Here is a 24,305-nt window from a genome sequence, read left to right on the forward strand (position 1 = left end):
ATCATCCCGCGCGCCTCGTCCCGGCCCGTGGTGAGGGCCGGAAAACAAAAAACCCCTCGCGGGTGCGAGAGGTCTGCGCGCGGGTCTGGGGCACGGTGGCCGTGCCGTACATGGTGGTACGGGACGATCACTGCGGACCGGCGCGCCTGTTGCCAATAATCATGACGAACGAGGACACGGAAGCAGTCTGGCACAGGACCGCCTCCGTGCCCCGCCCCGTCTCAGGATGCGGGCGTGACGCTCGTCGCTCCGGACGGCGACGCCTTCTCCCCGGCCCGCACGGCGGCGACCCGGTTCAGATCGATGTCGCGGGTCTCGCGCATCGTCAGGTAGACGACGAGCGAGACCGCGGCGCAGCCCGCCACGTACCAGTAGAAGCCGGACTCGGCGCCGGCGTTCTTGAACCAGAGCGCCACGTACTCGGCGGTGCCGCCGAACAGCGCGTTGGCGACGGCGTACGAGAGTCCGACGCCCAGGGCGCGGATGCCGGTCGGGAAGAGTTCGGCCTTCACGCAGGCGTTGATGGAGGTGTAGCCGGTGATCACGAGCAGCGCGAGGAGCGCGAGGCCGAGGGCGGGCCAGAAGGTGTCCGCGTGCTTGAGCATCGTCATGATCGGCACGGTCAGGAAGGTCGAGCCGACCGCGAAGGTGATCAGCAGCGGGCGGCGGCCGATCCGGTCGGACAGCATCCCGGCCAGCGGCTGGACGCACATGAAGACGAACAGCGCGCAGAAGCTGACGAGCGAGGCGGTGGACTTCTCCATGCCGGCGCTCTTGGACAGGAACTTCGTCAGGTAGGTCGTGTACGTGTAGTAGGCGACGGTCCCGCCCATGGTCAGCGCCATCACGAGGAACGCCTCGCGCCGGTGCTGCCACAGCACCTTCAGCGTGCCGCGGTCCTGCTGCTCGGCGGCGCCGGACTCGGCGTACACCTCGGTCTCCAGCATGGAGCGGCGCAGGTAGAAGACGATGCCCGCGCCGAGCGCGCCGACGACGAACGGGATGCGCCAGCCCCAGCTGTGCAGCGCCGCCTCGGACATGTTGCGCTGCAGGACGATCTGGAGGCCGAGACCGACGAGCTGCCCCGCGGTCATGGACACGTACTGGAAGCTGGAGGCGAAGCCGCGCGTCTCGGGCGCCGAGGCCTCGGTGAGGTACGTGGCGCTGGCCGCGTACTCACCGCCGACGGACAGCCCCTGGAGCAGCCGGGCCAGCATCAGCACGGCGACGCCTCCGTACCCGGCGACGTCGTAGGTGGGCGCGATCGCGATGAGGACCGCGGAGGCCGACATGAGGGTGACGGTCAGCGTGAGGGCGGCCTTGCGGCCCTTGCGGTCCCCGATCCGGCCGAGCAGCCAGCCGCCGACCGGGCGCATGAAGAATCCGACGGCGAAGATGCCCATGGTGTTCATGAGGTTGGCGGTCTCGTTGCCTTCGGGGAAGAACGAGTCCGCGAAGTACACCGCGAAGGTCGCGTACACGAACCAGTCGAACCACTCGACCATGTTGCCGGCCGAGCCGACCCAGATTTTCTTCCACTGCTCTCGTCCCATGGTGGGACACCGTGCCCGAACCGCGGGACGGCCGACAAGAGTGCAGGGCGCAACGATCGCGCGTACTTACGTGCGTTGCGTTCACGACCGGGTGACGTCAGCCTGCCGCGGTCAGCGATTCCTCCAGGAACTCGGCGACTCTGTCCAGGACTTGGGCACGGCCGGTGCCGGGCAGACCGACCACCAGATGGACGCTGAACCCGTCGAGCAGGGCGCGCAGCCGGGTGGCGAAGTGCTCGGCGTCGACCCGGCGGAACTCCCCGCGCGCACCGCCCTCGGCGAGCAGCGCCACCAGGTCGCGGTGCCACGCGCCTTCGATCGCGGCCTGGCGGGCGCGCGCGTCGTCGCCGGCGTCGCGCGAGCGGTTCCAGACCTCCAGCCACAGCGTCCAGTGCGGATCGCGGTGACCGGCGGGCAGGTAGAGGCCGATGTACGCGTCGAGCCGCTCGCGGACGGTCCCCGGCCCGGACAGCAGCAGGCGCCGCCGGTCCCCGAGCCGGTTCTCGCTCCACTCCAGGGTCTGGAGCAGCAGTTCGTCCTTGGTGCGGAAGTAGTAGAGGAGGTGGCCGCTGCTCATGCCCACCTCGCGGCCGAGCCCCGCCATCGTGAGGCCGTCCAGGCCGCGCTCGGCGACGGTGGCCATGACGGCGGCGAGCACGTCCTCGCGGGGCGGGGCGGTGTTGCGGGTGCGCGGGGCGGGGGGCACGGTTCAGACCTTCGGCTGCTGCTGGGTGATGCAGTGGATGCCGCCGCCCCCGGCGAAGATCGCACGGGCGTCGACGAGTGTCACCGTACGGCCGGGGAAGAGGCGGCGGAAGATCCCGGCGGCGAGTTCGTCCCGCGGGTCGCCGAAGGCGCACAGGACGACGCCCCCGTTGCACAGGTAGTGGTTGATGTAGGAGTAGTCGACCCACTCCCCTCCGGCCCGCAGCACGGTGGGGGCCAGGACCTCCACGACCTCCAGCGGCCGCCCCTTCGCGTCGGTGGCGGCGCGCAGGATGCGTACGGTCTCGCGGGTGATCTCGTGGTCGGGGTGGGCCGGGTCCGGCTGGACGTGGGCGACGACGGTGCCGGGGCGGGCGAAGGCGGCCACGATGTCGACATGGCCGAGCGTGCCGTACGTCCCGTAGTCACCGGACAGGCCACGGGGCAGCCAGATGGCCTTCTCGGTCCCCAGGCGCGCGTGGACCTCGGCCTCGACCTGCTCACGGCTCCAGCCGGGGTTGCGTTCCCTGCCGAGCTGCACGGTCTCGGTGAGCAGGACGGTGCCCTCGCCGTCGACGTGGATGGCGCCGCCCTCGTTGACCAGGGGCGAGCTGTGCACGGGGACGCCGGCGAGTTCGGCGACGGAGCGGGCGATGTGCCGGTCGTGCTCCCAGCGGGCCCAGCCCTGGGCCCCCCAGCCGTTGAACGTCCAGTCGACTGCGGCCAGTTCGCTGCCGTCGGTGACGAAGGTGGGGCCGATGTCCCGCATCCAGGCGTCGTCGAGCGGGCGCACCGCCAGCTCGATGTCCGGGTCGAGCAGGGCGCGGGCGCTGTCCTCCTGGCCGGGGCCGACGACGACCGTCACGGGTTCGAAGCGGCGGACGGCGTGGGCGACGGCGGCCCAGGCGCGGCGGGCCTCGTCGAGTTCGGCCGGGGTGTCGAAGGTGGGATTGGGGCCCGGCCAGGCCATCCAGGTGCGTTCGTGCGGGGCCCATTCGGGCGGCATGCGGAAGGTCACGGCGGGTCCTTGGAGGAAGAGGAGCGGGGCGGGACGCTTACAGGAAGTAGAGGCGGTTGAGGGAGACCGAGTCGGCGGGCTCGGAGCTGAGCGGTTCGCCGTCCAGCGTGACGAGACCGCTGCGGGCGTCCACGTCGACCGCTCCGGTACGGGAGTTGAGGCGGAGGTCGGCCGGGCCGATGCCACGGGTGCCCCGGACGCCGACACGACGCCTGCGGGTCGGCATGGCGTCCGCCCCCAGCTCGGTGGCGGCCTGTGAGACGAAGGCGACCGAGAGATCGGCGGCCGTGGCCCCGTACGCGCCGAACTGCGGTCCGAGGACCAGTGGCTCGCAGGTGTCGGTGGCCGCGTTGGGGTCGCCGGTGACGCCGTAGGCGGGGAAGCCCGACTTCAGGACCAGTTGCGGCTTCGCGCCGAAGAACTCGGGCCGCCACAGCACGATGTCGGCGAGCTTCCCGGTCTCGATGGAGCCGACCTCGTGCGCGAGGCCGTGGGCGATGGCCGGGTTGATGGTGAGCTTGGCGATGTAGCGCAGCACCCGGGCGTTGTCGTCGCCCGGCCCGTCGCCCTCCATCGGGCCGAGTTCGGCCTTCATCTTCCCTGCCATGGCGAAGGTGCGGCGGACGGTCTCCCCGGCCCGCCCCATGCCCTGGGCGTCGGAGGAGGTGATCCCGATGGCTCCCAGGTCGTGCAGCACGTCCTCGGCGCCCATCGTGCCGGCCCTGATCCGGTCGCGGGCCATGGCGGCGTCTCCCGGGAGGTCCGTCTTCAGGTCGTGGACCGAGACGATCATCCCGTAGTGCTCGGCGACCGCGTCCCGCCCGAAGGGGAGGGTGGGGTTGGTGGAGGAGCCGATGACGTTCGGCACGCCCGCCATCTTCAGGACGTTGGGGACGTGCCCGCCTCCGCAGCCCTCGATGTGGAAGGCGTGGATGGTGCGCCCCTCCAGGACGCGCAGGGTGTCCTCGACCGACAGGCACTCGTTCAGCCCGTCGCTGTGCAGGGCGACCTGGACGTCGTACTCCTCGGCGACGCGCAGCGCGGTGTCCAGGGCGCGGGTGTGGGCGCCCATGTCCTCGTGGACCTTGAAGCCGCAGGCCCCTCCCTCGGCGAGCGCTTCGACGAGCGGCGCCTCGTGGGAGGAGGAACCGCGGCCCAGGAAGCCGATGTTGACGGGCCAGGCGTCGAAGGCGTTGAAGGCGTGGCGCAGGGCCCACGGCGAGTTGACGCCGACGCCCCAGACCGGGCCGAACTCCTGGCCGATGACCGTGGTCACGCCGGAGGCGAGCGAGGCCTCCATGATCCGCGGCGAGAGCAGGTGGACGTGGGTGTCGACGGCGCCCGCGGTCGCGATGAGGCCCTCGCCGGAGACGATGGAGGTCCCCGTGCCGACGACGACGTCCACCCCGTCGAGGGTGTCCGGGTTCCCGGCCCGGCCGATCGCGGCGATCCGGCCCTCGCGGATGCCGACGGACACCTTCCGGATGCCCTGCACGGCGTCGATGACCAGCACGTTGCTGATCACCACGTCGCAGGTCTCGCGGACGGCGGCGGCCTTGAGATGGAGGCCGTCACGGGCGGTCTTGCCGAATCCGGCGAGGAACTCGTCCCCGGGCTTCTGGGCGTCGGACTCCACCCTGACGGTCAGACCGGAGTCGCCGAGCCTGACCCGGTCGCCGGCGCGCGGGCCGTGGACGGAGGCGTACTCGTACGGATCGATGCTCATCGCTCTGCTCCCAGGTAGCCGCAGGCCGCCGCACGCCGCAGGGCCTCTGCACGCGCCCCGGGCGCGTCGAGCGGGCCGTCGACCAGCCCGGCGAACCCGATCGCGACGCGGTCGCCGCCGATGGGCACCAGCCCCACCTCGACGGATTCGCCGGGACCGAAACGGACCGAGGATCCGGCGGGGACGCACAGCCGCATGCCGTACGCCGTCGCGCGGTCGAAGTCGAGCCGCGGGTTGGCCTCGAAGAAGTGGAAGTGCGAGGTCACGGAGACCGGGACGGTCGCGGTGTTGCGGACGTCCAGCCGTACCGCGGGCACGGGCTCCGGCGTGGGGGGCCCCGGCACGACCGCGCCGGGCGCTTCGTCGCCGAGGCCGGCGCCCAGCGGCCGGGAGACGACGGCGAGCCGTGATCCGTCGTCGAAGACGGCCTCCACATGGACCTCGGTCACGACGTCCGCGACCCCGGGCAGCACGTCGTCCGGCCCCAGCACGCCACGGGCGGCCTCGATCGCCTCGGCGAGCCGGCGTCCGTCCCGGGCGGCCTCGCAGACCGTGTCCGCGATCAGGGCGGTGGCCTCGGGGACGTTCAGCTTCAGCCCGCGGGCGCGGCGGGCGCGGGCCAGCTCGGCGGCTCCGAAGAGCAGCAGCCGGTCGCGCTCGGTCGGGGTCAGTCGCATGTCGTCGCACCTCCTGTTTAGAGCAGCACTCTAAACGGTGGAAAGGGCAGAAGGGAACCCCGGTCGGCCGAGTTTAGAGCGACACTCAAAACACGCTGCCCGTGCAGGGACATGCGAAAGGCCGCGCCCGGAGGCGCGGCCTTTCGTGCGGACAGTGCAGCTGTGGGACTAGTTCAGCGGGTGCATCCAGCCATGGGTGTCCTCGGCGACACCGCGCTGGATGTCGAGCAGGCGCTCGCGCAGCCGGAGGGTGACCGGGCCCGGCGTGCCGTCGCCCTGGATCCACTCGCCGCCCGCGCTCTTCACGGTGCCGACGGGGGTGATGACGGCGGCGGTGCCGCAGGCGAACACCTCGGTGAGGGTGCCGTTCGCGGTGTCGTCGCGCCACTGGTCGATGGAGACGCGGTTCTCCTCGGGCTCGTAGCCGAGGTCGGCGGCGAGCCTGAGCAGCGAGTCACGGGTGATGCCCGCGAGCAGGGAACCGGTCAGGGCCGGGGTGACGATCTTGTTCCCGTACACGAAGTACAGGTTCATCCCGCCGAGCTCCTCGACCCACTTGTGCTCGACGGCGTCGAGGTAGGCGACCTGGTCGCAGCCCTTGGCCGCGGCCTCGGCCTGGGCGAGCAGGGACGCCGCGTAGTTGCCGCCGGTCTTGGCGTCGCCCATGCCGCCGGGGACGGCGCGGACCCGGTCCTCGGAGAGCCAGATGGAGACGGGCTTCACACCGCCGGGGAAGTACGCGCCGGCCGGCGAGGCGATGACCAGGAAGAGGTACTCGTTGGCAGGCCGGACACCGAGCCCGACCTCGGTCGCGATCATGAACGGGCGCAGGTAGAGCGACTCCTCGCCGCCGTGGGCCGGGACCCAGGCCGCGTCCTGCTGGACGAGCGCGTCGCAGGCGGCGACGAACGTCTCGACGGGCAGCTCCGGCATCGCCAGGCGGCGGGCGGACGACTGGAAGCGCCGGGCGTTGGCCTCCGGGCGGAAGGTGGCGACCGTGCCGTCGGGCTGGCGGTAGGCCTTGAGACCCTCGAAGATCTCCTGGCCGTAGTGCAGCGTCATGTTGGCCGGGTCGATCGACAACGGCGCGTACGGGACGAGCTGCGCGTCGTGCCAGCCGCGGCCCTCGGTCCACTTGATCGTCACCATGTGATCGGTGAAGTGGCGGCCGAAGCCGGGCTTGACCAGGATCGCCTCGCGCTCCGCGTCGGACAGCGGGTTCGAGGAGGGCTTGAGCTCGATCGTGGGCGTCGTCATGAGTGCGTGTCCTTCACCGGTTTTGTGTGTGTAGGACCACGCCCACGCCAGCTCCTGTCGGACAGGTGCTAGGACGTCCGAGCTTCGCGGCAAGCCACGGTCCCGTTCGATTATCTCTCGCGGGAGGCCGTGCACGAAATGACGTGAATGCGGTCCAGGGTTCGATGGTGACACCCGGGGCCGCACAGGAGAAGCCGCCGGGTGCGTGTGCGACCCGGCGGCTTCGTGAGGGAGTCGTCGGATCAGCCCGCTACGCGTACCGCGAGCGCGTCGCCGATCTCGTCGGTGCTGCGGGCACTGCCGTCGCGCTCCGCGAGGTCGGCGGAGACGGCGTCCTCGATGCGCACGGCCTCGGCCTCGTAGCCGAGGTGGCGCAGCAGGAGGGCGACGGAGAGGATCGTGGCGGTCGGGTCGGCCTTGCCCTGGCCCGCGATGTCGGGGGCCGAGCCGTGGACCGGCTCGAACATCGACGGGAAGGCGCCCGTCGGGTTGATGTTGCCGGAGGCGGCCAGGCCGATGCCGCCGGAGACGGCCGCGGCGAGGTCGGTGAGGATGTCGCCGAACAGGTTGTCGGTGACGATGACGTCGAAGCGCTCCGGCTGGGTGACGAAGAAGATCGTCGCCGCGTCGACGTGCAGGTAGTCGGTGGTGACCTGGGGGTACTCGGCCGCGACCTTGTCGAAGGTGTTCTTCCACAGGTGACCCGCGTACACGAGGACGTTGTTCTTGTGGACCAGCGTCAGCTTCTTGCGCGGGCGGGCGGCGGCGCGCTCGAAGGCGTCGCGGACGACGCGCTCGACACCGAAGGCGGTGTTGAGGCTGACCTCGGTGGCGACCTCGTGCTCCGTACCGGTGCGCAGCGAACCGCCGTTGCCGGTGTACGGGCCCTCGGTGCCCTCACGGACCACGACGAAGTCGATGTCCGGACGGCCCGCCAGCGGGGTCGCCGTGTTGGGGAACAGCTTCGACGGCCGCAGGTTGATGAAGTGGTCGAAGGCGAAGCGCAGCTTCAGCAGCAGCCCGCGCTCCAGCACGCCGGAGGGCACGGACGGGTCGCCGATCGCACCGAGCAGGATGGCGTCGTGACCCTTGAGGGCCTCCAGCTCCGCGTCCGGGAGGGTTTCACCGGTGCGGTGCCAGCGCTGGGCGCCGAGGTCGTACTCCTTGGTCTCCAGCTTCACATCCTGCGGGAGAACAGCGTTGAGGACCTTGAGTCCCTGGGCCACGACCTCCTGGCCGATACCGTCACCGGGGATCACTGCGAGATTGATGCTGCGAGACATGTCCGGCACACTACTGCGCGTCCCATCCCATGACACGTTACGTCCACCATACGGACACATGGGCAGCTGTACGTGTACCGTTCACCTACCCGACGGAGTGCGGTCAGGCGGCGGGTGGAGGTTGTCGCCCATGGACATCCCCCGTTTCGGCATCCCCGAGAAGCTCGCCGACCGCATGAGCATGGCCGAGCAGCACGAGTACCTCCGCACCCGGCTGACGCGACGCGGGGTGCTGCGTACGGGTGTGGCGACCGCGGCCGTGGCCGGCCTCGGGACCTCGCTCGCCGCCTCCCCCGCGTACGCCGCGCCTTCGGCGGCCGCCTCGCGCAGCACCACCCGGGTGGACGGCTCGCTGGTCGCGCCGTTCGGCCGCCACCTGGCCTACGGCGCCGACGCGCAGACGCAGATGACGGTCTCCTGGCAGGTCCCGTTCGCCGTGCGCCGTCCGTACGTCCGCATCGGCCTCGAGCCGTGGGCACTGAGCCGCAGGATCGACGCCGAGGTGCGCCACCTGACGACGCCGCTGCTGGACGACGGCAGGATCGCGGCCGCCGAGCAGTACTACGTCCATGCCGCCCTGGAGCGGCTGAAGCCCGGCACCACGTACTACTACGGCGTCGGCCACGACGGCTTCGACCCGGCCGACCCCCGCAACCTGGGCACGCTCGGCACCTTCACCACCGCCCCTTCGCGCGCTGAGAAGTTCACCTTCACCGCCTTCGGCGACCAGGGCGTCAGCTACCACGCACTCGGCAACGACCAGCTGATCCTCGGCCAGAACCCCGCCTTCCACCTGCACGCGGGCGACATCTGCTACGCCGACCCGTCGGGCTCCGGGCGGCCGGGCGACACCTATGACGCGCGCACCTGGGACCAGTTCCTGGCGCAGACCGAGACGGTCTCCAAGACGGTGCCGTGGATGGTGACGACCGGCAACCACGACATGGAGGCCTGGTACTCGCCGGACGGCTACGGCGGCCAGAACGCCCGCTGGACCCTGCCGGACAACGGCCCGGACCCGGTGAACCAGCCCGGCGCCTACTCCTTCACGCACGGCAACGTCGGCGTGATCGCGCTCGACGCCAACGACGTCTCGTACGAGATCCCCGCCAACTTCGGCATCAGCGAAGGCCGCCAGACCCGCTGGCTGGACCGGCGCCTGGGCGAGCTGCGGGCGCGCCGCGACATCGACTTCCTGGTGGTCTTCTTCCACCACTGCGCCTTCTCCACGACCAACGCGCACGCCTCGGACGGCGGGGTGCGGGACGCCTGGGTGCCGCTCTTCGAGAAGCACCAGGTGGACCTGGTCGTCAACGGACACAACCACGTCTACGAGCGCACCGACGCGATCCTGAAGAACGCGGTCCGGCGCGAGGTCCCGATCGGCGAGCGCACCGACCCGACGCGGGACGGCATCGTGTACGTCACCGCGGGCGGCGCGGGCAAGGCGCTGTACGACTTCCCGGTACCCGACAGCTACGAGGGGCATGTCGCGGACCGGGAGAGCGTGGACACGTACCACGTGGTCAAGGGCGGCGGAAAGGCCGTCGAGACCGTGGAGTGGTCGCGGGTGCGCTACACCGGTTTCTCGTTCCTCGCGGTGGAGGTGGAGCCCGGACGGCACCCGCGGATGAAGGTCACCGCGCTCGCCGAGTCGGGCGAGCGCATCGACCACTTCGAGATCAGCCGCGGCTGAGCGTCGCCGGCTGACGGACGTACGCCGGCTGAGGAACGTGACGCCGGCCGGCAGACGTACGGCCCCGGGCTCAGTGACCGGTGGAGCCGCCGTTGTCCCTGCGGTCGAGGGCGCGCTGCAGGGCGGCGGCGGCATTCTGCCGCTCCGACTCGGTCGGGCGGTGGGTGTGGCGGACGCGGCGGCGGACAGTGGTCTCGGCCATGGTGGATCGACTCCTTGAGATCGCGAGGATTTCGAGATCGAAAAATCGTGAACGTGATGTCGAGATCAGGGATTTCGAGGCGCCGGAAGGGGCGGGGAGCAGGCGCCGCAGGGGTTGCCTGCTTCGGGGCGCGCGCTCACGACCGCCAGTCGCTTGATCAAGCGAGACGTTCGGCTTCTACAAAGCTAGAACAGCTACGCCGGTCTGTCTCCACAATTACTCGGACTTCCTACTATCTGAGACGGAGGTTTACGCGCGCTCGCCCTCCGTTCACTCTCAGCTCCCTGATGAGCGCCCGGACGGCGAGTGATCGTGCGGCTCGGGGGTGGTGACGCAGCCCACGTGACGCGTCGGCCGCTCCGGTCCGGGAGCGGTGGTACCGCACCCGCGGAGCGGCCTGATCACCCCGGACGTCACGATCGTCGACGGGTTCGAGCGGACGGTGGACGGCTTCCTCGGAATAGCCGCTACGGGGGGCAACACCGGCAAGATGCGCTCCGTGCCGGTGCTCCGAGCCCCTCCGGAGGCCGAGGACGCGGAACTCACAGCACGTCCCCGTCCCGCCAGTCGAAGACCAGCGTCCGTGCGGCTGTTCCGTCCGAGGGGACCACCGCCCCAGCGACCCCCTGGACGTACGTACTGCCCTCCTCCTCCGGCAGCCGCTCCACCCCGTGCGAACCCTGCACCGCGATCCGGCCCGGCCACACCGTCCAGCCGCGCCCGGTGTAGAGCGCGGCCCCGGCGGCGGAGGCGGACAGGGCCCCGAAGGCGTACGCCCCGTCGACGACCTCCTCCAGCGCGGCCATGACCTGTCCTCCCAGCCCTTCCCGCCGCCGGTCCGCACGGACGGCGACGCCCTCCACGTAACCGATGCGGCGGGAGCGGCCCGCGTGGACCACCCTCCGCTGCACGACACTGCCGTGCGCGAGCAGCCCGCTCCCGTCCCGAACGCAGGCGTGGAGGCCGCCGAGCGTGTGGTCCCAGTCCTCTTCGCTGAACCCGCCCTCGAAGGCGCTGTCCAGGAACGCGTGGATCTCGTCGAGCGCGGGCCGGGCCAGCCGGCAGGTGTGCTCGGTGTGCAGGGTCGGCTCAGTCATGCTCCCCAGCCTCCCAGGCACCGCCCCCACCAGGTACTCAGCCACCGGGTGAGTATCCGGACCGTGTCGAAAGGCCCTGCGGCGGACGAGAGTTGACCCCATGAACGGCCTCTACGCTCTCAAGCCCTGGTACGCGGACCGGCTCTCCGGCCTTCGCGCCTCGCTGGTCCGCCGGGAGGTGTCGCCCGACACCCTCACCGCCGCCGGTGTCGTCGCCGCGGCCGGCGCCGCAACCGCCCTCGCCCGGCTGCCCACCGGGATCGCGGCGCTTCCGGTCGCCGTGCTGCTCGCGGCCCGCCTCGCCTTCGCCAACCTGGACGGGGCCCTGGCCCGCGACACGGGCCGCACGACGCGGCGCGGTGCGGTGCTCAACGAGCTCGGCGACCGGGTCGCGGACCTGGTGGTGCTGGCGGGGTTCCTGGCGCTCGCCCCGCTGTGGCTGGTGGCGGTCGCCGCGCTCGCGGCGACGCTGCCGTCGTGGGTGTCGCTGGCCGGCGCGGCGGCGGGGGCGCCCCGGCGCAACGGCGGGCCGGTCGGCAAGACCGAGCGCTGCCTGCTGGTCGTGGTCGCCGCGGCGAGCGGCTGGGCCGTACCGGTGCTGATCGTGATCGCCGCCGGTTCGCTGCTCACGGCGGCGACCCGGCTGGCCGGGCTGTGGAGGGAGCTGGCCTGAGCGCCGTACTGATCGCCGAGGAGGCCGCCGTACGGGCGGTGCCGCTGGTGGCGGGCGTGCTGGGGGCGGGCGGGGTCGCGGTCGCGGTCCTCCCCTCGAAGGTGCGGATGCGCGCCGAGCTGCGCAGGCGGTGGCGGACCTGGGCCCTGGTCGCTCCGGTCTTCCTGGGGGCGTATTTCCTGGGCGGCGGCGGGACGTACGCGCTGGCCGCGGGGCTCGGGGTGATCGCCGCGAGCGAGTTCGTCCGGATGGCGGGGCTGCGGCGCGGCGACCATGTGGTGCTGGCAGCGGCCGCGGTCACCCTCCCGGCACTGGCCTGGCTGGCGCCGCACCTTCTGGACCTGCGGGCGGCGGCCCTGCTGATGGTCGCGGCCGCACTGCCGTCGGTGCTGGCCGGGGACGACCGGACGGGCTTCACCCGCACGGCCCGCACCGCCTTCGGGCTGCTGTGGATCCCCGTCGCGCTGACCGGTCTGGTGACGCTCGGCGAGACGGCCGTGGCGGTGGGCCTCGCGGTGGCGCTCGGCGATGTGGGCGCCTGGTGCGGCGGCACGGCGCTGGGCCGGAGCGGTCCGCTCGCCCGGCCCCTGTCGCCGCTCTCCCCCCACAAGACCTGGGCGGGCGTGCTCGGCGCGGCCGTCGCGACGGCCGTACTCCTGCTCGTGCTCGGCGAGTTCAGCCTCCCGCTGTGGGCGGCGGTGGTCGCCGGCTGCGTGCTCGGCGACCTGATCGAGTCCATGGTCAAGCGCGAGTCGGGGGTCAAGGACGCGGGCAGCTGGCTGCCCGGCTTCGGCGGGCTGCTCGACCGGATCGACTCCCTGCTGGTGGCCCTTCTCCTGGCGACGGTGATGACGTGAGGGGCGCGCTCCTGGACCTTCCTGCCCGGGTCGTGCTCCCGCGCCGCTCCCGCCGCGCAGGCGCCGCGCTCCGGCGCGGGCTGTGGTGGGTCGTGCTGAGCCTCACCGGCGGGGTCGAGCGGCGCGGCCGGCTGCCGCGCGGCGGCTGTGTGGTGGTCGCCAACCACTCCTCGCACGCGGACACGGCGGCGCTCCTCGCGGCACTCGACGCCCGGCACAGCCCGGCGATCGGTGCGGCGGCCGACTACTGGTTCGCCTCCCCGTGGCGGCGGCGGATCTGCCGCCGGCTGGCGGCGGGCTTCCCGGTGCGGCGGGGCGGCGGCGGGATGGAGGACCTGCTCACGATGGCCGGGGAGCTGCGGGCGGGCCGCGCTGTCGTCCTGTTCCCCGAGGGGACCCGGGCGCAGGACGGAGAGCTGGGCTCCTTCCACCGGGGCGCGCTGGTGCTGGCCGAGGAGGCGGGCGTGCCGGTGGTGCCGGTGGGGATCGCCGGCACGGACCGGCTGCTGCCCAAGCACGGGCGGCTGCGTTCGGCGCTGGTCCGGGTGACGATCGGTGAGCCGCTGCCCCCGGCCGTGACCCCGGAAGGGGCCCGCGACGCGGTGGTCGCGCTGCATGCCCGTACGGTCTGCGAGCCGCTGCGGGACTCCGCGACGCGACGCCGGATGGCGGCGGTCGTCACCTCGCGCGGGGGCCTGCCGCTGGCGTTCTGCTGGGCGCTGGCCGAGGCCCTGAGCTGGCCGCTGATGCCGGAGCTGCTGCTCGGCGCGGTGTGCGTGGCGGTGCCGCGCGCGGCCTTGAAGATGTCGCTCGGCGCGCTGGCGGGCAGCCTGGCGGGCGGTCTGCTGGCGCTGCACCTGGCCTCGGCCGGCGTCCACCTGCCGGCGCCGCTGACCACGGAGCGGATGCGGGCGGAGGTCCGGCACGAACTGGCCCTGGAGGGCGCCTCGGCCGTGCGCCACCAGCCGTGGAACGGGATCCCGTTCAAGGTGTACGGCGCCGAGGCGGGCCGCGCCGGAGTCCCCGCGCCGGAGTGGCTGGCCGCGTCGGCGGCGGCCCGCGGCTCGCGCACCCTGACGGTGGGCCTCGCCTTCGCCGGCTTCGGCCTGCTGCTGCGCCGCCACCGCCGCCAGTACGGCCGCTACCTGGTGCTGCTGGGCGGCGGGTTCGCGGCGGGGCTGTCGTTGATCGTGCACGGCTGGGGGTGAGCGCGGCCCGGGGCGGCCGGGACGCTTTCCCGTACTGCCCGGACCGCGCCCGGAGAGCGAAACCGCCTCCCGGCCGGCAGGGGAACCGGACGGGAGGCGGAGTGGGTCGCGGGGCGCCGGGGGGGGCGGCGCCCCGCAGGTATCAGCCCTGGTGGGGGTAGGTGTAGTCGGTCGGCGGGACCAGCGTCTCCTTGATGGCCCGGGTCAGGGTCCAGCGCTGGAGGTTCTGCGGGGCGCCTGCCTTGTCGTTCGTACCCGAGGCGCGGCCGCCGCCGAAGGGCTGCTGGCCGACGACGGCGCCGGTCGACTTGTCGTTGATGTAGAAGTTGCCCGCGGCGTACCGCAGCTTCTCCATCGTGTACGCGGCCGCGGCGCGGTCGTTCGCGATGACGGAACCGGTCAGGGCGTAGTCGGAGACCGACTCCATCTGCTCCAGCATCGCGTCGTAGTTCTCGTCCTCGTAGACGTGCACCGCGAGGATCGGGCCGAAGTACTCGGTCGTGAAGACCTCGTTCTCGGGGTCGCTGCACTCGATGACGGTCGGGCGGACGAAGTAGCCCACCGAGTCGTCGTACGTGCCGCCCGCGATGATCGTGCACGCCGGGTCGGCCGCGGCGCGGTCGATGGCGGCCTTGTTCTTCGCGAACGAGCGGTCGTCGATGACGGCGCCCATGAAGTGCGACAGGTCGGTGACGTCGCCCATGGTGATGGCGTCGACCTCGGCCGCGAACTTCTCCTTGAAACCGGAGTTCCAGATGGAGGCCGGGACGTAGGCGCGCGAGGACGCCGAGCACTTCTGGCCCTGGTACTCGAAGGAGCCGCGGGTCAGCGCGGTCTTCAGGACCGCGTGGTCGGCCGACGGGTGGGCGACGACGAAGTCCTTGCCGCCGGTCTCGCCGACGAGGCGCGGGTAGGTGCGGTAGTTCGCGATGTTGTTGCCGACCGTCTTCCACAGGTGCTGGAAGGTGGGCGTCGAGCCGGTGAAGTGGATGCCGGCCAGGTCGCGGTGGTTCAGGGCCACCTCGGAGACGGCGATTCCGTCGCCGGTCACGAGGTTGATGACGCCCTTGGGGAGACCCGCCTCCTCCAGGAGCTGCATCAGCAGCACGGCGGCGTGGGTCTGCGTCGGGGACGGCTTCCACACGACGACGTTGCCCATGAGGGCGGGGGCGGTGGGCAGGTTGCCCGCGATGGCCGTGAAGTTGAACGGCGTGATCGCGTAGACGAAGCCCTCCAGCGGGCGGTGGTCCATGCGGTTCCACACGCCCGGGGAGTTGGCCGGGGGCTGCTCGGCGAGGATCTGGCGCGCGTAGTGCACGTTGAAGCGCCAGAAGTCGACGAGCTCACAGGGACAGTCGATCTCGGCCTGCTGGGCGGTCTTGCCCTGGCCGAGCATCGTGGACGCGGCCATCGTCTCGCGCCAGGGGCCGGCGAGCAGCTCGGCGGCGCGCAGGATGATGGCGGCGCGGTCGTCGAAGGCCATCGCACGCCAGGCCGGGGCGGCGGCGAGGGCGGCGTCGATCGCGTCCTGCGCGTCCTGCTCGGTGGCGCCGGCGTACGTGCCGATGACGGCCTTGTGGTTGTGGGGCTGGACGACGTCGAAGCGCTCGCCGCCACCCATCCGCTTCTCGCCGCCGATGGTCATCGGCAGGTCGATCGGGTTCTGGCCGAGCTCCTTGAGCTTCGCCTCCAGCCGGGCGCGCTCCGGGGAGCCCGGGGCGTAGGAGTGGACCGGCTCGTTGACCGGCGCGGGGACCTGGGTGACAGCGTCCATGGTTTCCGTGGCTCCTTCAGAGATAAAGGTGGGGGGCTCAGCCCTTGGTGAGGATGGAGCGGCCGAAGAACAGCAGGTTGGCCGGCTTCTCCGCGAGGCGGCGCATGAAGTAGCCGTACCAGTCGGTGCCGTACGCGGTGTAGACACGCATCCGGTGGCCCTCGGCCGCGAGGCGGACGTGCTCGTCGCTGCGGATGCCGTAGAGCATCTGGAACTCGTACTCGTCGAGCTTGCGGCCGGCCTTGCGGGCCAGTTCCTGGCCGATGGCGATGAGGCGCGGGTCGTGGGACCCGATCATCGGGTAGCCCTCGCCCTCCATCAGGGTCTTCAGGATGCGGACGTACGCCTTGTCGGTCTCGGCCTTGTCCTGGTACGCGACGGAGGCGGGCTCCTTGTAGGCGCCCTTCACGATGCGCACGCGGCTGCCTGCGTCGGCCAGGCGGCGGGCGTCGGCCTCGGTGCGGAAGAGGTAGGCCTGGATGACGCATCCGGTCTGCGGGTGGTCCTTCCGCAGTTCCTCGTGGATGGCGAACATCGAGTCGAGGGTGGTGTGGTCCTCGGCGTCCAGCGTGACCGTGGTGCCGATCGCGGCGGCGGCCTCGACGACCGGGCGGACGTTGGCGAGGGCCAGCTCGTGACCGTTCTCCAGCGCCTGGCCGAACATGGAGAGCTTGACGGACATCTCCGCCTTCGTGCCCAGGCCGAGCTCCTTGAGACGGCCGATGAGCTCCAGGTAGGCGTCGCGCGCCGCGGCGGCCTGCTCGGGGGTGGTGATGTCCTCGCCGACCACGTCGAGGGTGACTTCGAGGCCCTTGCCGGTGGCGTCCTCGATGACCGGGACGACCTGCTCGACCGTCTCACCGGCGATGAACCGGTCGACGACCTGCTTCGTGCCCGGGGCTGCCGAGATGAAACGGCGCATCTTGTCGCTGCGTGACGCGGCGAGAATCACGGGACCCAGCACGGGGCACCTCCACGGAAAGTACGAACGAAGGCCGAACCGCCGCAAGTACCCGATAGGGCACAGAAGCGGTCCAGCACGGAGAACCACCGTGAAATCTAAGGATCCCTCCGATCCTGTGCCATCGACAGCTGTCACGCATCCGTGCCCTGGATCTCAGACATATGTCTGAAGGGGTGCGAGAATGACGGGGTGAAGGGCGATTACCAGGAGCTGGTCGACGAGATCTCCGCGCTGCTCGGCGTCCCCGCGACGCTGGAGAACCGCGACTTCGGTCTGGTCGCCTTCGGGGCCCACGACAGCGACGACGACTCGGCGATGGACCCGGTCCGCACCCGTTCGATCCTGACCCGCCGGTCGACCCCGGCGGTCCGCGCCTGGTTCGAGAACTTCGGCATCACCCGCGCCACCGGCCCCGTCCGCATCCCGGCCGCCCCGGAGGCCGGTGTCTACCGGGGCCGGATCTGTCTGCCCGTACGCCATCGGGGCGTCGTGCTCGGTTACGTGTGGCTGCTGGACGCCGATCCGGGGCCGACCGGCGAACAGCTCGACGCGGCGATGGACGTGGCGGGCCGGATCGGGGAGCTGCTCTCCGACGAGGCGCGGGCGGGCACCGATCTCTCCCGGGAGTTCGGGGCCGTCCTGACGGCGGGGCGCGGCTGGCAGCGGGACATGGCGGTGGCGGCGCTGTCCGAGGCGCTCGGGCCGGACGCGGAGGGGCTGCACACGGTGGTGTGCGTGACCCCGTGGCCGGACGACCCGCCCTCGGCGCGCACGGTGCCGTCGGCGGCGGCCCTGTCCGGCCTCCCGGCCCCGGGCGGCACCAGGGCCCCTGCGCTGGCCGCACTGGTCCGGCTCCGGTCGCACGACGTCCTGGACCCGGCACTCGCGGCCGCGGACCGCCTGCGGGCCACGGCGGGGGCCGCGGCCACCGCGGGGGTCGCGGTCCCCCGCCGCGGCCTGGCGGAGCTGGCCGAAGCGTGGCAGGAGGCGTCGGCGGCGGCCCGGGCGGCAGCGGCGGAGACCCGGTTCGGCCCGGTCGCCGAGTGGTCGGCCATCGGCCCCTACCGCCTGTTGACGGCACTGACCACGGACGGCCCGCCGGACCACGCGGTCCGACCGCTGCTCACCCCGCCGCACCGGGACCTCGCCCGCACCGCCGAGGTGTTCCTCGACTGCGCGGGACAGGCGTCCCGGACGGCCGCCGAGCTGGGCGTCCACCGTCAGACGCTGTACTACCGCCTCTCCCGGGTCCAGCAGCTCACCGGCCTGGACCTGAACGACGGCGAGGACCGGCTGCTGCTGCACATGGCGTTGAAGGCGTCCAGGCTCTGAGCCAAGGGCTGGAAAAGGACCTACGGGCTGTCCCGCAATTCCTGGGGGGACAGCCCTTAGAGGGAATCGTCCTGGTCCGTGGCGCGCTCCCGGCCCGCGAGAACGGCCTTCAGCCCGTCCGTCAGGTCCTGCGCCGACGGCGCCGAGTCGCGGTCCATCATCCACTGGACCATGACCCCGGCGAGCAGTGCCTGGCAGAACAGTCCGGCCACCCGCGCCTTCTCGGGTTCGGTCGCCGAGTCGATGCCCAGCATGTTCTCCGCGAGCCCGTTGCGGCCCTCGCGCTGCGGTCCGGCCAGCGCCTTCTGGAGTTCGGGGTCGGTGTCGATCCTGGAGATGACCTCCATCTGGAGCTGCCAGACCGACCGGGTCTGGTCGTAGCTGCCGATCACCCGCTCCCAGGTGGCGCGGAACTGGTCGAGCGGGGCCCGGGAGCCGTCCTCGCCCTCGCCGGCCTGCCCGGACTCATCGGTCAGCAGGTCGCCCCACTCCTCCGTCACCTTGATGAAGGCGAGGTTGAGCAGCGCCTCCTTGGAGCCGTAGTGATAGCCGATGGACGCCAGGTTCGTACCGGACGCGGCGACGATGTCGCGGGCCGTCGTCCGGGCGTACCCCTTCTCCAGCAGGCAGCGCTTCGCGCCTTCGAGCAGATCCTCACGATGTCCCATGACAGCAGCGTACCCGGCCTCCAAACGCACGTGTAAGACGTACGTCTAGATGCCGGGTACGGAGTCTGCCGAACGGACTCAGTCGGTCAGGTTCACCGAACGGGCCGAGGCCGCGCCGATCTCGGCCGAGATCTCGGCCAGCACCGACGCCGGGACGTCGTCGTCGACGGTGAGGACGACCAGCGCCTCTCCGCCCACGTCGGCCCGGGAGACCTGCATGCCCGCGATGTTCAGCCCGGCCTCGCCGAGGATCTTGCCGACCGCGCCCACGACGCCGGGACGGTCCTGGTAGCGGAGGACGACCATGTGGTCGGCGAGCGCCAGATCCACGTCGTGCTCGCCGATCGCGACGATCTTCTGGAGGTGCTTGGGACCGGCCAGCGTGCCGGAGACCGCGACCTCCTGTCCGTCGGCCAGCGTGCCGCGGACGGTGACCACGTTGCGGTGGTCGGGCGACTCGGAGCTGGTGGTGAGGCGGACCTCGACACCGCGCTCCTGCGCGAACAGCGGGGCGTTCACGTAGGACACGGTCTCGTCGACCACGTCCTCGAAGACGCCCTTGAGCGCGGAGAGTTCGAGCACCTTCACGTCGTGCTGGGTGATCTCGCCGTACACCTCGACGTCGAGCCGGGCGGCGACCTCGCCCGCGAGCGCGGTGAAGATCCGGCCGAGCTTCTCGGCGAGCGGGAGGCCGGGACGGACGTCCTCGGCGATGACGCCGCCCTGGACGTTGACCGCGTCCGGCACGAGCTCACCGGCGAGCGCGAGACGGACGGACTTGGCGACCGCGATGCCCGCCTTCTCCTGGGCCTCGTCGGTGGAGGCGCCGAGGTGCGGGGTGCAGACGACCTGGTCGAACTGGAACAGCGGGGAGTCCGTGCAGGGCTCCTTGGTGTACACGTCGAGACCCGCGCCGGCGACGCGGCCCTCCTTGAGGGCGGAGGCCAGCGCCTCCTCGTCGACGATGCCGCCGCGCGCGGCGTTGACGATGCGCACGGAGGGCTTCACCTTGTGCAGCGCGTCGTCGCCGATCAGGCCGAGCGTCTCCGGGGTCTTGGGGAGGTGCACGGTGATGAAGTCGGAGACCTCCAGCAGCTCGTCCAGCGAGAGGAGCTTGACGCCCATCTGCGCGGCGCGCGCCGGCTGGACGTAGGGGTCGTACGCGACGATCTTCATACCGAAGGCCGACATGCGCTGGGCGACCAGGACGCCGATGCGGCCGAGGCCGACGACGCCGAGGGTCTTCTCGCTCAGCTCGACGCCGGTGTACTTGGAGCGCTTCCACTCGCCGTTCTTGAGGGCGGTGTTGGCCTGGGGGATGTTGCGCGCGGTGGCCACGAGCAGACCGCAGGCGAGCTCGGCCGCGGTGACGATGTTGGAGGTCGGCGCGTTCACGACCATCACGCCGGCCTTGGTGGCCGAGGAGACGTCGACGTTGTCCAGACCGACGCCCGCGCGGGCGACGACGCGGAGCTTCTTCGCGGCGGCGATGGCCTCGGCGTCGACCTTGGTGGCGGAGCGCACCAGGATGGCGTCGACATCGGCGATCGCGGGGAGGAGCTCGGCGCGGTCCGCGCCGTTGCAGTGCCGGATCTCGAAGTCCGGGCCCAGGGCGTCCACCGTGGCGGGCGACAGCTCTTCAGCGATGAGTACGACAGGTTTCGAGCTCACGTGAGTCCTCACAGATCCAGTGCGGACGGCCGTCCCGACGGCCGCAGGCGGTGGAGGGGCTTGCCGCGTGGAAGACGCACGACACTGTGGGCCTGACGCGTGTATGTGTGCAGAAGTGTAGTCATGCGCGAGGCCGCATACTGCGCCCCGTTGGAAGGATCACCCACAAGAGGCTGGACGACTTGTACACACGTACGACGCCGCCTCTTCCAGCGGGTGGGGCGGGGCGGAAGCCCGAGGCGGCGGATCCGGGGGATCCGCCGCCTCGGGCCCGGTGTTACGCGTCCTCGTCGTTGACCCAGCTCATGAGCTTGCGCAGCTCGCGGCCGGTGGTCTCCAGCAGGTGGTCGCTGTCGGCCTTCTTGTACTCGTTGTACTTGGGCAGACCGTTGTGGTACTCGGCCATCCAGGCGTTGGCGAAGGTGCCGTCCTGGATCTCGGTGAGGACCTTCTTCATCTCGGCCTTGGTGTCGGCCGTGATGATCCGCGGGCCGGTGACGTAGTCGCCCCACTCGGCGGTCTCGGAGATCGACCAGCGCATCTTCTCCAGGCCGCCCTCGTACATGAGGTCGACGATGAGCTTCAGCTCGTGGAGGCACTCGAAGTACGCGATCTCCGGCTGGTAGCCGGCCTCGGTCAGCGTCTCGAAACCGGCCTTGACCAGGGCGGCGGTGCCACCGCAGAGGACGGCCTGCTCACCGAACAGGTCGGTCTCGGTCTCCTCGGTGAAGGTCGTCTTGATGACGCCGGCCCGGGTGCCGCCGATGCCCTTGGCGTACGAGAGGGCGAGCTCCAGGCCCTTGCCCGAGGCGTCCTGCTCGACGGCCACGATGCACGGAACGCCGCGGCCCTCCTCGTACTGGCGGCGGACCAGGTGGCCCGGGCCCTTGGGGGCGACCATGCAGACGTCGACGCCGGCCGGCGGCTTGATGAAGCCGAAGCGGATGTTCAGGCCGTGGCCGAAGAACAGGGCGTCGCCGTCCTTGAGGTTGTCCTTGACGGACTCCTCGTAGACCTTGGCCTGGATCGGGTCCGGAACCAGGATCATGATGACGTCGGCCTCGGCCGCGGCCTCGGACGGGGTCACCACGCGCAGGCCCTGCTCCTCGGCCTTGGCCTTGGACTTGGAGCCCTCGTGCAGACCGACACGGACGTCGACACCCGAGTCGCGCAGCGACAGCGCGTGGGCGTGGCCCTGGCTGCCGTAGCCGAGAACCGCGACCTTGCGGCCCTGGATGATGGACAGGTCGGCATCGTCGTCGTAGAACATCTCGGCCACTGGGTCTTCTCCTTGGTGTGCAGGTGTTGCGTCCCACCGTACGGCGGGGTGCGTCAGTTACGTTTTCGGGTCTCGCGATGCGAGCGGCGTGGCGGACCCGGAAGGGTTACGCCGTGCGGTCGAGGGCGCGCAATGACCGGTCGGTGATCGAGCGTGCGCCACGTCCTATGGCGATGGTGCCGGACTGGACGAGCTCCTTGATGCCGTACTGCTCCAGCATCTTGAGCATCGCCTCCAGCTTGTCGGCGCCGCCGGTCGCCTCGATCGTGACGGCCTCCGGGGAGACGTCCACGGTCTTGGCGCGGAACAGCTGGACGATCTCGACGATCTGGGAGCGGGTCTCGCTGTCGGCGCGGACCTTCACCAGGACGAGCTCACGCTGGATCGCAGCGGACGGCTCGAGTTCGACGATCTTCAGAACGTTGACCAGCTTGTTGAGCTGCTTGGTCACCTGCTCCAGGGGCAGGTCCTCGACATTCACGACGATGGTGATGCGGGAGATGTCGGGGTGTTCGGTGGTACCGACCGCGAGCGAGTCGATGTTGAAGCCGCGGCGGGAGAACAGCGCGGTGATCCGGGCGAGGACACCGGGCTTGTTCTCGACCAGGACGGAGAGCGTGTGCTTGGTGGACATGGAAGTCGGTCTCTCTCTGTCTCTCAGTCGTCTTCGTTGTCGCCGAAGTCGGGGCGGACGCCGCGGGCTGCCATGACCTCGTCGTTGGAGGTGCCGGCGGCGACCATCGGCCACACCATGGCGTCCTCGTGGACGATGAAGTCGATGACGACGGGGCGGTCGTTGATCGCGTTGGCCTCGGCGATGACCTTGTCCAGGTCGGCCGGGTCCTCGCAGCGGATCGCGTGGCAGCCCATGGCCTCGGACAGCTTGACGAAGTCCGGCACCCGGGTGCCCTTGGCCGCGTTGCCGTCCGTGTCGGCGCCGGAGTGCAGCACGGTGTTGGAGTAGCGCTGGTTGTAGAAGAGGGTCTGCCACTGGCGGACCATCCCGAGGGCGCCGTTGTTGATGATGGCGACCTTGATCGGGATGTTGTTGAGCGCGCAGGTGGTGAGTTCCTGATTGGTCATCTGGAAGCAGCCGTCGCCGTCGATCGCCCAGACCGTGCGGTCCGGCATGCCGGCCTTGGCGCCCATCGCGGCCGGGACCGCGTAGCCCATGGTCCCCGCGCCGCCGGAGTTCAGCCAGGTGGCGGGCTGCTCGTACTTGATGAAGTGCGAGGCCCACATCTGGTGCTGGCCGACGCCCGCGGCGAAGATCGTGTCCGGCGGAGCCAGTTCACCGACGCGCTGGATGACCTGCTGCGGCGAGAGGCTGCCGTCCTCCGGCAGGTCGTAGCCGACCGGGTAGGTGTCGCGCCACCGGTTGAGGTCCTTCCACCAGGCGGTGTAGTCGCCGGTGTTGCCCTCGGTGTGCTCCGCCTGGACCGCCTGGACGAGGTCGGCGATGACCTCGCGGGCGTCCCCCACGATCGGGACGTCGGCGGCCCGGTTCTTGCCGATCTCCGCCGGGTCGATGTCGGCGTGGACGATCTTGGCGTACGGGGCGAAGCTGTCCAGCTTGCCGGTGACCCGGTCGTCGAAGCGGGCGCCGAGGGCGACGATCAGGTCGGCCTTCTGCAGCGCGGTGACGGCCGTGACCGCACCGTGCATACCGGGCATTCCCACGTGCAGCGGGTGGCTGTCGGGGAAGGAGCCGAGTGCCATCAGCGTGGTGGTGACGGGCGCTCCGGTGAGCTCGGCCAGCACCTTGAGTTCGGCGGTGGCCCCGGCCTTCATGACGCCGCCGCCCACGTACAGCACCGGGCGCTTGGCCTGGGTGATGAGCTTGGCGGCCTCGCGGATCTGCTTGGCGTGCGGCTTGGTGACCGGGCGGTAGCCGGGCAGGTCCATGACCGGCGGCCAGCTGAAGGTGGTCTTCGCCTGGAGGGCGTCCTTGGCGATGTCGACCAGGACGGGGCCCGGACGGCCGGAGGCGGCGATGTGGAACGCCTCGGCGATCGTGTGCGGGATGTCCTCGGCCTTGGTGACCAGGAAGTTGTGCTTGGTGACCGGCATCGTGATGCCGCAGATGTCGGCTTCCTGGAAGGCGTCCGTGCCGATGGCCGCGGAGGCCACCTGGCCGGTGATCGCGACGATCGGCACCGAGTCCAGGTACGCGTCGGCGATCGGGGTGACCAGGTTGGTGGCGCCCGGACCACTGGTGGCCATGCAGACGCCGACCTTGCCGGTGGCCTGCGCGTAGCCGGTGGCCGCGTGCCCGGCGCCCTGCTCGTGGCGGACCAGGACGTGGCGGACCCGCTTCGAGTCCATCATCGGGTCGTACGCCGGAAGGATGGCGCCGCCGGGAATGCCGAATACCGTGTCGGCCCCCACCTCCTCGAGGGAGCGGATGAGGGACTGCGCACCCGTGACGTGCTCAACGGTGGCGGACGACGATCCGCCGTTACGGGCCCGCGGCTGGGGATGGTGGGCCCCGGTGGCCTGCTCGGTCATCGGCATTCTCTTCTCGAAGCTGAGGGTTTACGCAAGTGTTTTGCGCTGGTTTGACTGGTGCCGGTGCAACAAAAAACCCCTCGTGCCGGGAGGCAAGCGAGGGGAGCGCGTCGGTGCGGTCTGCGGAGTGCCTTCGAGGAACTCTGCTTCAGCCGAC

At 71.1% G+C, this 24,305-nt stretch carries 21 protein-coding genes; 5 read left to right on the forward strand and 16 right to left on the reverse strand.

Annotated elements, in window-relative coordinates:
• Nucleotides 1–221: 221 nt before the first annotated feature.
• From E6R60_RS27220 to E6R60_RS27250, 7 genes are all read right to left on the reverse strand, one after another.
• Nucleotides 222–1,553 carry an MFS transporter gene (locus E6R60_RS27220; protein ID WP_136329325.1) on the reverse strand — a complete coding sequence of 444 codons (1,332 nt, stop codon included), beginning with the start codon at nucleotides 1,551–1,553 and terminating at the stop codon, nucleotides 222–224.
• Nucleotides 1,554–1,650: 97 nt separating this feature from the next.
• Nucleotides 1,651–2,259 carry a TetR/AcrR family transcriptional regulator gene (locus E6R60_RS27225; RefSeq protein WP_206309526.1) on the reverse strand — a complete coding sequence of 203 codons (609 nt, stop codon included), beginning with the start codon at nucleotides 2,257–2,259 and terminating at the stop codon, nucleotides 1,651–1,653.
• A 3-nt stretch (nucleotides 2,260–2,262) separates the two neighbouring features.
• Nucleotides 2,263–3,264 carry an agmatine deiminase family protein gene (locus E6R60_RS27230; protein WP_206309530.1) on the reverse strand — a complete coding sequence of 334 codons (1,002 nt, stop codon included), beginning with the start codon at nucleotides 3,262–3,264 and terminating at the stop codon, nucleotides 2,263–2,265.
• 49 nt (nucleotides 3,265–3,313) lie between these two features.
• Nucleotides 3,314–5,002: an urease subunit alpha gene (locus tag E6R60_RS27235; protein WP_136329327.1), complete on the reverse strand. Its 1,689-nt coding sequence runs from the start codon at nucleotides 5,000–5,002 to the stop codon at nucleotides 3,314–3,316.
• On the reverse strand, nucleotides 4,999–5,679 hold the full coding sequence (gene ureA, locus E6R60_RS27240; protein WP_136329328.1) for an urease subunit gamma: 681 nt from the start codon (nucleotides 5,677–5,679) through the stop codon (nucleotides 4,999–5,001). The genes E6R60_RS27235 and ureA overlap by 4 nt, the downstream gene beginning before the upstream one ends.
• Before the next feature lie 168 nt (nucleotides 5,680–5,847).
• Entirely contained in the window at nucleotides 5,848–6,936 is a 1,089-nt protein-coding gene (locus tag E6R60_RS27245; protein WP_136329329.1) for a branched-chain amino acid aminotransferase, read from the reverse strand.
• 242 nt (nucleotides 6,937–7,178) lie between these two features.
• On the reverse strand, nucleotides 7,179–8,219 hold the full coding sequence (locus tag E6R60_RS27250) for a 3-isopropylmalate dehydrogenase (RefSeq protein ID WP_136329330.1): 1,041 nt from the start codon (nucleotides 8,217–8,219) through the stop codon (nucleotides 7,179–7,181).
• A 130-nt stretch (nucleotides 8,220–8,349) separates the two neighbouring features.
• Here E6R60_RS27250 and E6R60_RS27255 point away from each other — a divergent pair, with 130 nt between their 5' ends.
• The gene (locus E6R60_RS27255; protein ID WP_136329331.1) at nucleotides 8,350–9,915 is read left to right on the forward strand and encodes a metallophosphoesterase family protein; all 1,566 of its coding nucleotides are present in this window, start codon (nucleotides 8,350–8,352) and stop codon (nucleotides 9,913–9,915) included.
• Nucleotides 9,916–9,985: 70 nt separating this feature from the next.
• On the opposite strand, the gene E6R60_RS37855 is transcribed toward E6R60_RS27255, so the two are convergent.
• Both E6R60_RS37855 and E6R60_RS27265 read right to left on the reverse strand, forming a co-directional pair.
• Nucleotides 9,986–10,117 carry a hypothetical protein gene (locus E6R60_RS37855; RefSeq protein WP_261991728.1) on the reverse strand — a complete coding sequence of 44 codons (132 nt, stop codon included), beginning with the start codon at nucleotides 10,115–10,117 and terminating at the stop codon, nucleotides 9,986–9,988.
• Nucleotides 10,118–10,659: 542 nt separating this feature from the next.
• Nucleotides 10,660–11,214 carry a GNAT family N-acetyltransferase gene (locus E6R60_RS27265; protein WP_136329332.1) on the reverse strand — a complete coding sequence of 185 codons (555 nt, stop codon included), beginning with the start codon at nucleotides 11,212–11,214 and terminating at the stop codon, nucleotides 10,660–10,662.
• Nucleotides 11,215–11,314: 100 nt separating this feature from the next.
• Between E6R60_RS27265 and E6R60_RS27270 the strand changes: the two genes are divergently transcribed.
• Genes E6R60_RS27270 through E6R60_RS27280 form a run of 3 tightly spaced genes read left to right on the forward strand, consistent with a single transcriptional unit; the run spans nucleotide 11,315 to nucleotide 13,952 of the window.
• Nucleotides 11,315–11,887 (forward strand): CDP-alcohol phosphatidyltransferase family protein, encoded by a 573-nt coding sequence (locus E6R60_RS27270; protein WP_136329333.1) that lies wholly within the window; start codon nucleotides 11,315–11,317, stop codon nucleotides 11,885–11,887.
• A complete protein-coding gene (locus E6R60_RS27275) occupies nucleotides 11,884–12,744 on the forward strand; it encodes a phosphatidate cytidylyltransferase (RefSeq protein ID WP_136329400.1) in 861 nt (286 codons plus the stop codon). The genes E6R60_RS27270 and E6R60_RS27275 overlap by 4 nt, the downstream gene beginning before the upstream one ends.
• Nucleotides 12,741–13,952 (forward strand): lysophospholipid acyltransferase family protein, encoded by a 1,212-nt coding sequence (locus tag E6R60_RS27280; protein WP_240802697.1) that lies wholly within the window; start codon nucleotides 12,741–12,743, stop codon nucleotides 13,950–13,952. The genes E6R60_RS27275 and E6R60_RS27280 overlap by 4 nt, the downstream gene beginning before the upstream one ends.
• Nucleotides 13,953–14,094: 142 nt before the next feature.
• On the opposite strand, the gene pruA is transcribed toward E6R60_RS27280, so the two are convergent.
• Entirely contained in the window at nucleotides 14,095–15,726 is a 1,632-nt protein-coding gene (gene pruA, locus E6R60_RS27285) for an L-glutamate gamma-semialdehyde dehydrogenase (RefSeq protein WP_136329334.1), read from the reverse strand.
• A 37-nt stretch (nucleotides 15,727–15,763) separates the two neighbouring features.
• Nucleotides 15,764–16,690 (reverse strand): proline dehydrogenase family protein, encoded by a 927-nt coding sequence (locus E6R60_RS27290; RefSeq protein WP_136329335.1) that lies wholly within the window; start codon nucleotides 16,688–16,690, stop codon nucleotides 15,764–15,766.
• Nucleotides 16,691–16,879: 189 nt separating this feature from the next.
• Between E6R60_RS27290 and E6R60_RS27295 the strand changes: the two genes are divergently transcribed.
• Complete coding sequence (locus E6R60_RS27295) at nucleotides 16,880–18,022, forward strand: helix-turn-helix domain-containing protein (RefSeq protein WP_136329336.1); 1,143 nt, start codon at nucleotides 16,880–16,882, stop codon at nucleotides 18,020–18,022.
• Nucleotides 18,023–18,078: 56 nt separating this feature from the next.
• Here E6R60_RS27295 and E6R60_RS27300 read toward each other — a convergent pair whose 3' ends face one another.
• From E6R60_RS27300 to E6R60_RS27320, 5 genes are all read right to left on the reverse strand, one after another.
• The gene (locus E6R60_RS27300) at nucleotides 18,079–18,690 is read right to left on the reverse strand and encodes a TetR/AcrR family transcriptional regulator (RefSeq protein ID WP_136329337.1); all 612 of its coding nucleotides are present in this window, start codon (nucleotides 18,688–18,690) and stop codon (nucleotides 18,079–18,081) included.
• 78 nt (nucleotides 18,691–18,768) lie between these two features.
• Nucleotides 18,769–20,361 (reverse strand): phosphoglycerate dehydrogenase, encoded by a 1,593-nt coding sequence (gene serA / locus E6R60_RS27305; protein WP_136329338.1) that lies wholly within the window; start codon nucleotides 20,359–20,361, stop codon nucleotides 18,769–18,771.
• 277 nt (nucleotides 20,362–20,638) lie between these two features.
• The gene (gene ilvC, locus E6R60_RS27310) at nucleotides 20,639–21,640 is read right to left on the reverse strand and encodes a ketol-acid reductoisomerase (RefSeq protein ID WP_136329339.1); all 1,002 of its coding nucleotides are present in this window, start codon (nucleotides 21,638–21,640) and stop codon (nucleotides 20,639–20,641) included.
• Nucleotides 21,641–21,746: 106 nt separating this feature from the next.
• Complete coding sequence (ilvN, locus tag E6R60_RS27315) at nucleotides 21,747–22,274, reverse strand: acetolactate synthase small subunit (protein WP_136329340.1); 528 nt, start codon at nucleotides 22,272–22,274, stop codon at nucleotides 21,747–21,749.
• A gap of 23 nt (nucleotides 22,275–22,297) precedes the next feature.
• The gene (locus E6R60_RS27320) at nucleotides 22,298–24,154 is read right to left on the reverse strand and encodes an acetolactate synthase large subunit (protein ID WP_206309527.1); all 1,857 of its coding nucleotides are present in this window, start codon (nucleotides 24,152–24,154) and stop codon (nucleotides 22,298–22,300) included.
• Between the last annotated feature and the right edge of the window lie 151 nt (nucleotides 24,155–24,305).

The organism is Streptomyces sp. A0642, assembly GCF_004795105.1.
Lineage (GTDB): Bacteria > Actinomycetota > Actinomycetes > Streptomycetales > Streptomycetaceae > Streptomyces.